Source organism: Candidatus Pelagibacter sp. PS_17, assembly GCF_059417945.1.
Genome location: NZ_CM182073.1, coordinates 153169 through 164603, shown reverse-complemented (window position 1 = coordinate 164603; position 11435 = coordinate 153169). Strand labels below are relative to the sequence as shown.

The 11435-nt window shown below is 23.2% G+C and carries 12 protein-coding genes; 5 read left to right on the top strand and 7 right to left on the bottom strand.

From position 1 onward, the window contains the following. Window positions 1–291: 291 nt before the first annotated feature. The gene (locus tag AC5SML_RS00870) at window positions 292–1248 is read right to left on the bottom strand and encodes an NAD-dependent epimerase/dehydratase family protein (protein WP_494617316.1); all 957 of its coding nucleotides are present in this window, start codon (window positions 1246–1248) and stop codon (window positions 292–294) included. Between the two features lie 56 nt (window positions 1249–1304). Beyond that, window positions 1305–2048 (bottom strand): glycosyltransferase family 2 protein, encoded by a 744-nt coding sequence (locus tag AC5SML_RS00865; protein ID WP_494617314.1) that lies wholly within the window; start codon window positions 2046–2048, stop codon window positions 1305–1307. Window positions 2049–2085: 37 nt separating this feature from the next. Between AC5SML_RS00865 and AC5SML_RS00860 the strand changes: the two genes are divergently transcribed. Next, a complete protein-coding gene (locus tag AC5SML_RS00860; protein ID WP_494617313.1) occupies window positions 2086–3186 on the top strand; it encodes a glycosyltransferase in 1101 nt (366 codons plus the stop codon). Here AC5SML_RS00860 and AC5SML_RS00855 read toward each other — a convergent pair. Further along, window positions 3183–3848 (bottom strand): methyltransferase domain-containing protein, encoded by a 666-nt coding sequence (locus AC5SML_RS00855; RefSeq protein WP_494617312.1) that lies wholly within the window; start codon window positions 3846–3848, stop codon window positions 3183–3185. The genes AC5SML_RS00860 and AC5SML_RS00855 overlap by 4 nt on opposite strands. Between AC5SML_RS00855 and AC5SML_RS00850 the strand changes: the two genes are divergently transcribed. Further along, window positions 3836–4462 carry a class I SAM-dependent methyltransferase gene (locus tag AC5SML_RS00850; protein WP_494617310.1) on the top strand — a complete coding sequence of 209 codons (627 nt, stop codon included), beginning with the start codon at window positions 3836–3838 and terminating at the stop codon, window positions 4460–4462. The genes AC5SML_RS00855 and AC5SML_RS00850 overlap by 13 nt on opposite strands. 3 nt (window positions 4463–4465) lie before the next feature. On the opposite strand, the gene AC5SML_RS00845 is transcribed toward AC5SML_RS00850, so the two are convergent. Continuing rightward, window positions 4466–5602 carry a glycosyltransferase gene (locus tag AC5SML_RS00845; RefSeq protein WP_494617309.1) on the bottom strand — a complete coding sequence of 379 codons (1137 nt, stop codon included), beginning with the start codon at window positions 5600–5602 and terminating at the stop codon, window positions 4466–4468. Between the two features lie 40 nt (window positions 5603–5642). Here AC5SML_RS00845 and AC5SML_RS00840 point away from each other — a divergent pair, with 40 nt between their 5' ends. Beyond that, window positions 5643–6644 carry a glycosyltransferase family 2 protein gene (locus tag AC5SML_RS00840; RefSeq protein WP_494617308.1) on the top strand — a complete coding sequence of 334 codons (1002 nt, stop codon included), beginning with the start codon at window positions 5643–5645 and terminating at the stop codon, window positions 6642–6644. Window positions 6645–6649: 5 nt separating this feature from the next. On the opposite strand, the gene AC5SML_RS00835 is transcribed toward AC5SML_RS00840, so the two are convergent. Both AC5SML_RS00835 and AC5SML_RS00830 read right to left on the bottom strand, forming a co-directional pair. Then, on the bottom strand, window positions 6650–7252 hold the full coding sequence (locus tag AC5SML_RS00835; RefSeq protein WP_494617306.1) for an SIS domain-containing protein: 603 nt from the start codon (window positions 7250–7252) through the stop codon (window positions 6650–6652). Between the two features lie 17 nt (window positions 7253–7269). Then, window positions 7270–8955, bottom strand: a complete 1686-nt coding sequence (locus AC5SML_RS00830; protein WP_494617305.1) for an ATP-binding cassette domain-containing protein — start codon at window positions 8953–8955, stop codon at window positions 7270–7272. Window positions 8956–9157: 202 nt separating this feature from the next. Here AC5SML_RS00830 and AC5SML_RS00825 point away from each other — a divergent pair, with 202 nt between their 5' ends. Together AC5SML_RS00825 and AC5SML_RS00820 are read left to right on the top strand one after the other, a co-directional pair. Then, window positions 9158–9742, top strand: a complete 585-nt coding sequence (locus AC5SML_RS00825) for an FkbM family methyltransferase (RefSeq protein ID WP_494617303.1) — start codon at window positions 9158–9160, stop codon at window positions 9740–9742. Continuing rightward, window positions 9717–10388: an SDR family NAD(P)-dependent oxidoreductase gene (locus AC5SML_RS00820; RefSeq protein WP_494617302.1), complete on the top strand. Its 672-nt coding sequence runs from the start codon at window positions 9717–9719 to the stop codon at window positions 10386–10388. Before AC5SML_RS00825 ends, AC5SML_RS00820 begins: the two co-directional genes overlap by 26 nt. Window position 10389: 1 nt before the next feature. Here the strand turns inward: AC5SML_RS00820 and AC5SML_RS00815 are convergent, their stop codons facing one another. After that, complete coding sequence (locus AC5SML_RS00815; protein ID WP_494617301.1) at window positions 10390–11415, bottom strand: zinc-binding dehydrogenase; 1026 nt, start codon at window positions 11413–11415, stop codon at window positions 10390–10392. Window positions 11416–11435: the final 20 nt, after the last annotated feature.

Genomic DNA, 11435 nt, shown 5'->3' with positions numbered 1-11435 from the left:
CAAACTGATCACATAAAGTGGAAATCTGATAAAGAAAAATGACCTAGTAATACTGGGATCCTTTGAAATATTTATAAAATAATTTATTATAAAAAATAAAGTAAGTATAAATAAAGTAATAAATATCTTATCACAAACAATTAGCTTTATTTCTTTTTTGGTAACATTATAAAAAAAAAAATAATTATTATTAAAATTAAAGTTTCTGCAATTAAAACACTAAATAAAAGTGCAATTGGAAGAATGATTATTATTGATTCTAGAAATAAGTTAAAGTTTTTTTTGGCGATATTATGCATTATCTACTTTATACCATTCAACAAACTTTTTTAATCCTTTTGCTAAATTGACTTTTGGGTTCCAGTTAATTAATTTTTTAGCCCTACCGGTATTAGAGTAAGTTTTTTTAATATCTCCTAAAGGAATAGTTTTAGTAAATATGATTTTAAATTTTTTCTCATAATTTTTTTCTAATAAATTAATTAAGTCCATTAGCTTGTCAGGTTTACCTTTTCCAATATTTAAAACTTCATGCTTATTTGTAAATTTTTTTTTAATTACACTAACAATGCCATCTATAACATCATCTATATATGTGAAATCTCTCAACATATTACCTTTATTAAATACAGTAATTGATTTTTTGCTTCTCAAATTATCTAAAAAACTATAGTAAGCCATGTCGGGCCTCCCATATGGTCCATAAACTGTAAAAAAACGTAATCCAACGCAATCTAATTTAAAATTTCTCGCATATGACTCTGCTATAATTTCATTAGATAATTTTGTGGCTCCATAAACTGATACTGGAATATTCTGAAAGTCTTTTTCATTAAATGGATAAATTTTTGAATCACCATATACAGAGCTTGATGAAGCATAAATAAATTTTTTTACTTTTTTAACTCTACTAATTTCAATAATATTTAAAAAAGAAATAAGATTTTGCTTAAGTGTGTTGTGAGGATATTTGATAGAAATACGGACACCTGGTTGTGCCGCAAGGTGAATAACCTTATCAATTTTATATTTTTTTAATTTTTGATAAGTTTTTTTATAATCATTTAAATCTATTTTTAAGAATTTAAAGTTTTTTTCTTTTTTTATAATTTCTAATCTTTGATGTTTCTTAGACATTGAATAATAATTACTAATACAATCTAAACCAATTACTTTTTTGTTATTTAGAAGTAATTTTTTTGTAAGATGAAAACCAATAAATCCTGCACAACCTGTAACTAAAATCATATATTATCTAATTTCATAGTTTATATACACTAATATAATAATTAAAATAAATTTTATCAGTAAATAAATTTTTTAGTAAATGCATTTATATAAAGCCTAAAAACAAAAAAGACAGATAACAAAAAATTATAATTCAAATAATATGAGTATATCTTAAATGCTGACAAAATTTTATTTATATGTAGACTTGAAAGTGAATTGTTTCTAATCTGATAGAATGATAGAAATTTATTTAAACCGATAAATTTATAGCCTCTTTTTGAAAAATCTAACCATAGCATATAATCTTCTTTTGTTTTTAAATTTTTAAATTTAATTTTTTCAAATATTTTTCTTTTAATTACTACAGACGAGCAGCAGATCGGGCATTCCTTTAATAAAGAGGCGTATGAAACTGTTTTGGGTGATTTAATTTTGTAAAGTATGCGTTTATTAGTTATCCCTAAATAACTTGTATAGCAAATATCAGCATTGTATTTTTTAATAACTTTAAGCTGTAAACTAATCTTATTTTTTTTCCATAAATCATCACTGTCTAAAAAAGCTATTAGATCACCCTTTGAGTATTTAATTCCCTTATTTCTTGCTGCTGAAACGCCCAGATTTTTTTTATTTCTAATAATCTTAATTTTATTATCAATTTTTTTGATTTTATTTAGTATTTTTTTTGAGTTAATTGTATTTTCGTCATCAACTATTATGATCTCAATATTTTTATAAGTTTGTCCTAAAGCACTCAGCACTGCGTCCTTGATGTTTTTAGCATCATTGAAATAAGGAATTATTACTGATAAATACATTTACTATTTTTACAACTTAATATGAATTTAAGCAATAATGCAAAATGTTTTACTCTTTATTCCAAACATAGAACGTGGTGGAATTGAAAAAAATTTAGTTATTTTATCAAATTATTTTTTTAAAAAAAATTATAACGTAGAAATAATTTGTGGAAAAATTTCTCCTGAAATTAAAAATAAGATTAATAAAAAAATAATTTTAATTAAAAGTAAAAAATTTATTAAAACTACATTTCTTTCAAACAGACTTATAAATACTATTAACTGTTTTTTATATCTTTTAATAAGTTATAAATTTAAAAATAAACAACTTATTTTATCTTTTCAAGACCATCCTTTTTCAATATTAATTTCTAAATTAAAAAAAATTCCTTGTGTTTTACGCATAGCAAATCACCCATTAGGCTCATTAAAGTATTTTAATAATAATTTAATTTTTTTTATTAAAATTAACATAAAAAAAATATTCTATTTTTTTGCTTCAGGGATTATATGTAATTCTAAAGCATCAACATTATTTTTTAAAAAGATATATAAAAATAAAAAAATTATAAATATTTACAATCCTATTCAATTGATAAAAATTAAAACAAACTATGTTATGAAGAATAATTTTATAATATCAGTTGGTAGATTACAAAATCAAAAAAATTTTTCAGGTTTAATTAAAGCCTTCAAAATAGTTTCAAATAGTTTAAACAATATAAAATTAATCATTGTGGGGAGTGGTAGTGAAAAAAAATATTTAAAAAGACTTACACATCAATTAAAAATATCAAATATAGTAATTTTTAAAAAATATCAAAATGCCAGTAAACTAATTAATTCGTCAAAACTATTTGTGTTAAATTCGTTATGGGAGGGGTTGCCCAATATATTGATTGAGACACAAATGAATAAAACTCCTATACTTTCTTCAAATTGCTTAAGTGGGCCTGATGAAATACTTCAATATGGTAAACTAGGTTATCTTTCACCCACTAATGATGAAGAAAAATTGGCTAAAAAAATAATTTATATCTTTAATAATTACACTGAAGCAAAAAAAAAAGCCGAACTTGGGTATAAAAGATTAGGTAGATTTGATTACACCCAGCAATGTAAAAAATATGAGTATTTTTTGAATAAATTTATTTAGTTTTTCTTTGCTATGAAAAAATAGCCTAAAGGATTATTGCTTTTTATATTTTTTGAAAATAAGTTAACAAAATTATCTAATACTAAAAATACTGGTAATATAATTAAGTTTAATAATGGAATTTTTTTTGTCCAATTGAATATTAAGGAATATATACAGCAAAAAATACCTGCTCCAAGTGTTTTAACTTCTACATTTTCAAATCCATTTTCAAAAATATGTTCTTCAAGGAATTGTTTTGTGTATCTTAAATAATCATTTGGAGATTGGTGAATGGAATACATGAAAGGTGTAGATCCATATAAAATACCTTTATTCTTTAAAAGAGCTTTAATGTTGAGTAAACAATTTTGATGGTTTTTTATATGTTCTAGAACATTCATTAACAATATATTATCGAAATATTGATTTATTTTATTTGGATAATTTTCTAAATTAATTTGGATGGATTCATTGCCAGTAAAATTAGCATAAACTCTATTTTCCGTATTGTTCAAGTAATTAGAAACATTTGTTGTAGATGGACTTGAACCTAAATCTAATACTGTTCCTTTTAAATCTAATTGAAGAATTTCAAGAATTTGAAAAATTCGTAGTAACGAATAATTTTTTAGTGTTAATTTTAAAATTAATGTATATTTTTTATATAATGAATTTTTCATACAATAGAAACAAATATGTAGCAAATAAATTAGGTGAACTCAATGGTGATAAAGTTTTAGATATTGGTTGTCGAGATCAAGTTTTTAAAAAATATATAAAAGGTATTTTTGAATACACTGGTATTGACTATAATCCAAATTTTTCTCATCAAGAAAATAATCAACCAAAATTAATCAATCATAATCTTGAACTTGGCCTACCTGATGGAAAACAATATGATGTTATTAATGCACTAGACGTTCTTGAACACCTTGAAAATATTCACCAATTGTTTGGAGAGCTATTTGTGAAATCTAATAAAAAAGTTATTATTGCCCTTCCAAATATGGGATACTATAAATTTAGATTAAAATTTTTGTTTCAAGGAGAAATAAGTGGAAAATATATTTTTCACAAAAAAAAAGTTTATGATAGACACCGATGGATACCTAATTACCCAACAATCTTAAACTTTATCAAAGAAAATAAGCCTGATGGCTGGATACAAGAAAAATATAATTTTATAGCAGATAGAAAAAAAAATTTTGTTACTTATTTTTTGGAAAAATTCCTATCAAAATTTTTACCTGGTCTTTTTGTCTATGAGGTAATTTTTATTTTTGAAAAAAAATAAATTTTATAGTGAAATAATTTTTTTATAGAATTTAAATTCTGTGAAATTTGAAGTTATTTTTTTCATATTAGTTTTTACTTTATATAAATCCTTTTTACTCATCAGGTCAACATAAGCTATTTTTGCAACAAGGCTGTTCAGATCATTTAGTTTATATTTAAAACCGTTTATAGAATCTTTAATTATTTCACGTGGTCCGTTAGGGCAGTCACTAGTTAAAACTGGTATATTTAAATATCCTGCTTCGATCATTGTGTGCCCAGGCTCTTCCCAAGATGATGTGGAGATAAATAAACTAGATTTAGCAAGATACTTATAGGGGTTTTTCTTAAAGCCTAACAAATAACAATTTTTAATTTTTTCTTTTTTAATAAATTTATTTAATGCATTTTTTTCTTCCCCATCTCCAATAATTATCAAATTAACGTTATCATTTACTTGAGTTGAATAAAGTTTAAACCCTTTAAGCAATTCAAAATAATTCTTTTGTCTAGTAAGCCTACCAATTGAACAAAAAACTTTTTTTTTAAAAATCTCTAAATCTTCATTATCAATTTTCTCATTAGCCATTAATTTAATGTCACTAAATATAATTGGGTTATCTATTTTTGTTACTTTTGATTTATCTAACTGGAAATCAGCGCATAGTGAGGATTTAGTAATATTTGTCATGGTTATTATATGATCTGACTTAGAATATGTTTTTTCCCAAATAAATTTTCTAAAAAAATTAATTTTTGGGTATCCCTGAATACTATTGATTATAATAATATTTGAAAAAAAATTCTTTAAAATACAGGGTATATATCCTACCAGACAGGTTATAATTAATTTAGGCTTATACTTGATGGTAAAATAAAATAAACTAGGTATGGCAAGAAGAGTAAAAAAATAAATCAAAATTTTTGAAATAATTCCAGTTTTATAAAATGGAAAATTGTTAAAGACATTAAGTAAGATAAAATTATTTTTATCTTTATAATTGTTAAATTCACCAAAAATATTTAAAAGAAATACTTTTTTATTTCCATGCTTAATAAATGAGTTGCCCATACCAATTGCGGCTCTTATTGTGCCTACATGACTGATCATAGGTGACCAAATAAAAATATTGTCTTCTTTAGGATTTTTAATTTTCATTACTATAAAATATTTTATAATTATATATATATATTAATATATGAAAAAAAAACTAGCGATTGTAATTTTAACTTGGAATGATTACAAAAACACAGTTAAATGCTTAAAAAGTATTATCAATCAACTTGGAAATGATAAAAAAATTTTTTTAGTTGATAATAATAGCTCTAAAATTATTTTCGATAAAACAATTGAATGGATCAAAAAAAATTATAATCAAAAATTTTGTAATAAAGTTTTTAAAAGAATTGGTAAAATTTCAAATTTAAATTTATTAACAAAATCTATTTTTGTGATAAAAAATAAAAAAAATTTAGGTTGTGGTTTTGGCCATAATACAGGTTATAAACTTGCCATAAAAAATGGGTTTGAATTTATAGCAAGAATAGACAACGATATGATTGTACCTAGTAATTTTTTTAAACATATTTTAAAAAATTTTTCTAATAAAAAAATTGAGGCTATCAGCCCAAAAATATTATACACAAGTAATCCTAAAATGATTTGGTGGATGGGAGCAAAAATTGGTAATAGTCTAAAGTTTGATGGACATATGAGGGACTATCCCCATGGTCTGAAAGATAATAAACGATACACCGGACTTGTTGAAACAGATGCTATAGCAGGATGTGCTTCAATAATGCGATCTTCAAGATTAACAAAAATAGGACTATCAGATAAAGATTTTTTTTACGGCCCAGAAGATGTTGAATTTTCTAAAAGAATTTTTACAATTAAAGGAAGCTTAATAGTAGATAGAAATATCAAAATTTATCATTCTATTACTCAAAGCTTTGTTAATTTAAATAAGAGAAAAATTTATTATGAATATAAATATAGGCTACTTTTGATTAAAAAAATTGGCTCATTTATGGATAAATTTGTTGGATACACCTGGTCATTCGTTAAGTCTTTATTATACGTAATATTTTCATTTAAAAAAAAACATCGATACAAACTAGGGCCAGTATTTTTGGCTTGGAGAGATTTTATTCTCAATAGATTTGGGGAATACGATAGAAAAACCAAAAGCCCTTTTTAAAATTTTTATAAAATAGGATTTTTAATATTTTTGGTTAAATTACCAATCTTTATATACTGCATAACAAGATGCATAATTATATGGTTAACATCTTCACTTATTCCATAATTGTTTATCTTTGAATAGATGGGTATTGTGCACTTCCTCTTTAAATATCCTCCTGTAAAGCCACAAAGACCAATAGTCTTAATTTTATTTAGATTAGCAAAATCCAAAACTTTTTTTATATTCGAAGAATTTCCAGACGAGCTAATTAGTATTAAAATATCACCTTTTTTCATTAGTCGTTCGGCTTGATATAAAAAAATTTCATCGTAAGAAAAATCATTTGATATAGCAGAAATCAATGCATTATCTGAGCATAAACTTTTTATTTTAACTTTAAGATTTGTTTCTTGAGATAAAACTTTAAAATAATCACAAACATAATGATTTGCAATAGCATGCGATCCACCATTGCCACAAACAAAAATTGTTTTATCTTTTTTTATTGTATCCTCTAAAAGTTTTGTAAGCTGAAAAACTTTTTTTTTATCTAAATTTTTTAAAACATCTTGTAATCTATCATTGTAATCATTAAAGAAATTTTCAAAATTTTGTATTTTCATCATAATTTATATTTATACTAGAGGTATATTGTTTTATCAAAAAAATTTCGAAGATTTTTTTTATGTGTTGATATAATAATTATCTTATTTTTTTTAAGTTTTTGAATTTCTTTCATTGCAATATTTTCATTTTTACGATCTAAAGATGATGTAGGTTCGTCAAAAAACAAAATATCTCCACCTAAGAGAATTGTTCTAATTATGGAAATCCTTTGCTTTTCACCTCCAGATAACATACCATTTAGAGAATAATTTCCATCATATTTTTTATTTAATAGCTTTATTAATTTTCTCAATTTAAATATTGTTAGATATTTTTTTGCTTTTCCAAGTAATTTTGTATCAAAATTTTTATCTAAAAATAAACTATTACTCAAGCTATCATCAATTAGAATATTATTTTGTGACATGAAACCTAATTTTTTACCCCAATCAATTTCTTTATCAGCATAATTAATCTTATTAATTTTAAATTTTCCACTATCTAATCTAACTAAACCTGAAAGAAGCATTAAAAGGGTTGTTTTGCCTTTTCCACTTTCACCATACATGCCATATATTTTGTTAGTAGTAAATTTATAATTAAAATTTCTAATAATTTTCTTATCACTATAAGAAAAATTTGCATTCATAAGCATTAATGACTCTATATTTTCATTTATAATAATTTTAGTATTAGGGCTAACATTTGAAGAATAATACTTATTTTCATTAATTAAAATCTTACTTGAGGGAAAGTAAAATGTAATTAAATTTATATTTTGCAGAACTCTAGCAAGAACAGGAGCAATTCTAAATAATACAAAACCTATTAACGTGAACAATTCTAAATTTAGTCCAAGATCATTATAAATTAGATAATATACCAAAACAGTTGCAGTCAAAAATTCGATAATTGCTTTTGGTAATAAATTTGAAACTCCCTGAAAAACCATTGCTTTAGAAAAATTTTTTAAATAGGTTGAGTAACTATCTGTAAAAAACTTAATTTTTTTATATACCTTAATTTCGAGGTAACTTTTTAAAATATTTAGAGTATCTCTGTAATATTTTTGTTCGTAATTCACCCTATCAACACCCTTCTTTTTTAATTTTATGAGTAATATGGAAATAAAAAAAATGAAAACAAAAATGACAAATATTAAATTTATTGAAAAATCAATATCAATTAAATATATGCCCGTAAAAACTATCATCAAAAAGTATACGGTATCTATAGAGACATATAACAATCCATATAAAATTCCTAAATAACAATACCAAGTTTCTTTATTAAGATTTTTTAAGTAATAATCTATTCCTCGTTTATAAAATTTTATTAACTCAGACGATGCATATAATTTAAAAAGTTTCTTTGAATTAGTATTATATTGACTGAAAATAAAAGATTTTATTAAGTAGTCCTGCATTAAGTAAAAAACATTTCTAAACAACAAGCTTAGAGCAATCATTAATATCTGAAAGTGAAAATATGAAATTGACAAGTTACTTTTGTTTAAAAGAATTTCTAAAATGTCGTTAGTTTTTGATGATATTTGATTTTCGCTTTCAAAAAATATTAGTGTCAATATGGACAAGGTTGCCATATCAAAAAATATTACAAACAGTGAAAATAAAACTATTAAAAAAAATATTGATTTATCTTTATTTTTTAGATTTAAAAAAGGATAAAATACACAATATAAATTAGATATTTTTTTCATCTGGATTTATTGTAGATATATATGAAAGATATAAAAAATCTAATCAATAATAATTAATTAAAGCATCTCAAGCATCATGTTAAAAAAATTTTTATATATTTTACCAAGTAAATTTTCAGATTATGTATTTTTTTCTTATCAAAAACTGTTGTTTAAATATCAATCATATTATTTTTGTCAGAATGATTTAGATTTAAAAATTATGAAATATATCAAAAAAAGAAATGGGGTATATTTGGAAATAGGTGCTTTTGATGGATTGATAGGATCAGTAAGTTTAAGATTTGAAAACATGTTAAATTGGTCTGGTATCTTGATTGAACCATTAAAAAGTCGGTACGAAAAATTAAAACAGTTCAGAGGAGATAAAAATATATGTGTTCACTCTGCTTGTACTGAAAGTGATAAAAATAAAACTATAGAATTGAATAATCTTGGCAGAATGTCATTTCTAAATAATAAAAAAAAACTTCAACTAAATAAAAAAAAACATAGTAAAGAAGCTAACAGACTTTTACTGGGAAATAAAAAAGTGGAATTAATTCCTAATAACACTCTTACTAATATACTATTAAAATATAGATTTAAAAATATCGATCTAGCAATAATAGATGTTGAGGGCTCTGAGTTATTACTTTTAAAAGGTTTGAAACTTAAAGAAATTAATATAAAATTTATTTGTATTGAAACTAACAATATAAAAGAAACTAGTAAAGTATTGAAAAAAAATAATTATAGTTTTCTAGAAAAATTATCAAGTAATGACTACTTATTTAAAAAAAGATAAAATTTTAATTTTTGGTTCAGATAGTGATTTAGCTAAATCTATATTTGATATTTTTAAGGAAAAATATGATTTAATTGGTTATTCAAGAAATACAAATAATAGAACATTTAAAAATATAAAATGTAATTTTCAGAGTAAAAAAAATATACTTTTAAAAACTAAAGAAGTTTTAATTAAAGAAAACAATATCAAATCTATAATTATATTAGTTGGATCATTTAAAAGATCTAAAAATAATTATGATAAAGATAAATCAGAGGATTTTATTATAACGAAAAATATTTTTGAAGTAATCACAAATCTGTTGATTAAAAGAAAAATTAATTTGAATATAATTACTATAACTTCTATGGATTCAATTTTTCCAAATATTAATTCTTATAAATATAGTATAGGAAAATCTAGTATCTCTACTTTGATAAAACTATATAAAAAAACTTATCAAAAAAACAAGATAAGTTTTACCGAAATAGCCCCTGGTCCAATTAATACAAGAATGAGAAAGAATAAAAAAGAAAATAAAAAAAATATTTTACAACCTGAGGATATAGCTAAAGTTTGCTTAATGCTTTCAAGTGCAAATGAAAATATATCCTTTGATACAATAAAAATTTATCCAAAAAAATGGAGTTATAATTTTTATTAAATTAAAATTTTATAACGGGACGCAAGACCTTACCAGACCTAAAATCCTTAAATGCTTTATTAATTTCAGTTAATTTATAAGTTTTTCCAATCAAATATCTGTCTATATTAGACTTCAAAAATAATTTTAAAAATTTATAAAATTTTTTTTCAAAACTACCATTATCATTCCAAGCTCCTAACATTGTTTTTCCAAGTATAAATTGCCATGGATCTAATAATATTTTTTTTTTTGGCTTTGGATTTCCTATTATAAGACATTTTCCACCAAAATATTTTGTTAAATCCATTAAATCTTTGATTATTTTTAAATTGCCAGTGCAATCGATTGAGTAATCAAATTTGTTAAGTTTTTTATATAAGATTGTCTTTAAGTCTTTATTTTTATTGCAAATAATTTCAACATTTTTTAGTTTTTTAATTTTAAGTAATTTTTCTTTATTGATATCTACACATACAATTTTTTTACAACCAACATTAATTAATGCTTGCAAACAGGAAATTCCAAGACCACCCATTCCCACAACAAGCACTTTTGAATTTTTTTTTACTTTTAAAGCATTATAAACAGAGTTAAATGCCGTCGGTATAGCACAACCCATTAAGGTTAATTTTTTAATATTTTGAATTTGATTTATCTTATACAGTCTATTTTCAGATATTAACGAATAATTAGAAAATGTATTTACTGGGCCTGCATTTATATTTCCATATTTTCTTGATATGTAGATAGTTCCCCTAAATTCACCACCATTTCCCTTAATCCAACTCATAACAACAAAGTCATTTTTTTTTAACTTTTTGACTTTTGAACCAACCGCAACTACTTGAGCAACTCCTTCATGCCCCATACAATGGGGAAGGTAGTTATCCTTTCCTCTAGACATTGAATATTCCCCTAGTTGTGTGTGGCAAATGGAAGAATAGATATTCTTAGTCAAAACTTGATAATCCTTTGGGTTGGGGATTTCAACGTCAATTATCTTGATTTTCTCTTTAGATAATAATATTGCTGCTTTTGTTTTCATTTAATAGTGTTTATCATTAC

What these genes read in the sequence shown, in the direction of transcription:
- AC5SML_RS00870 (WP_494617316.1), bottom strand. Translation starts at nt 1,248, where the DNA reads ATGATTTTAGTTACAGGTTGTGCAGGATTTATTGGTTTTCATCTTACA.
- AC5SML_RS00865 (WP_494617314.1), bottom strand. Translation starts at nt 2,048, where the DNA reads ATGTATTTATCAGTAATAATTCCTTATTTCAATGATGCTAAAAACATC.
- AC5SML_RS00860 (WP_494617313.1), top strand. Translation starts at nt 2,086, where the DNA reads ATGCAAAATGTTTTACTCTTTATTCCAAACATAGAACGTGGTGGAATT.
- AC5SML_RS00850 (WP_494617310.1), top strand. Translation starts at nt 3,836, where the DNA reads ATGAATTTTTCATACAATAGAAACAAATATGTAGCAAATAAATTAGGT.
- AC5SML_RS00855 (WP_494617312.1), bottom strand. Translation starts at nt 3,848, where the DNA reads ATGAAAAATTCATTATATAAAAAATATACATTAATTTTAAAATTAACA.
- AC5SML_RS00845 (WP_494617309.1), bottom strand. Translation starts at nt 5,602, where the DNA reads ATGAAAATTAAAAATCCTAAAGAAGACAATATTTTTATTTGGTCACCT.
- AC5SML_RS00840 (WP_494617308.1), top strand. Translation starts at nt 5,643, where the DNA reads ATGAAAAAAAAACTAGCGATTGTAATTTTAACTTGGAATGATTACAAA.
- AC5SML_RS00835 (WP_494617306.1), bottom strand. Translation starts at nt 7,252, where the DNA reads ATGAAAATACAAAATTTTGAAAATTTCTTTAATGATTACAATGATAGA.
- AC5SML_RS00830 (WP_494617305.1), bottom strand. Translation starts at nt 8,955, where the DNA reads ATGAAAAAAATATCTAATTTATATTGTGTATTTTATCCTTTTTTAAAT.
- AC5SML_RS00825 (WP_494617303.1), top strand. Translation starts at nt 9,158, where the DNA reads ATGAAATATATCAAAAAAAGAAATGGGGTATATTTGGAAATAGGTGCT.
- AC5SML_RS00820 (WP_494617302.1), top strand. Translation starts at nt 9,717, where the DNA reads ATGACTACTTATTTAAAAAAAGATAAAATTTTAATTTTTGGTTCAGAT.
- AC5SML_RS00815 (WP_494617301.1), bottom strand. Translation starts at nt 11,415, where the DNA reads ATGAAAACAAAAGCAGCAATATTATTATCTAAAGAGAAAATCAAGATA.